The organism is Microbacterium sp. ER1, assembly GCF_023383675.1.
Classification (GTDB): Bacteria; Actinomycetota; Actinomycetes; order Actinomycetales; family Microbacteriaceae; genus Microbacterium.
Map to the genome: position 1 here is coordinate 1 of NZ_QCXO01000114.1, position 229 is coordinate 229.

Consider the following 229-nt stretch of genomic DNA (forward strand, 5'->3'; position numbering starts at 1 on the left):
CTCCTACACCTGGCCGGCGTGACCCGCACGGTCGAACTCATCGACGGTCCGCCGCTGACGATCCTCTCCGGCGTCGACCTCGACGTCGCCGTGGGGGACCGGGTCTCGGTCGTGGGCCGCAGCGGTTCGGGCAAGTCCACCCTGCTCAAACTCGTCACCGGCGTCGTCCTGCCCGACGAGGGAACCGTGGAAGTCGTCGAGGGCGTGGCACCGCTGATCGAGATCACCG

General features: G+C 69.4%; 1 protein-coding gene. It reads left to right on the plus strand.

What is annotated here, in order from left to right:
• Positions 1-18: 18 nt before the first annotated feature.
• On the plus strand, positions 19-229 hold a 211-nt coding region (locus tag BV453_RS01985), incomplete at its 3' end, for an ATP-binding cassette domain-containing protein (protein ID WP_374209018.1).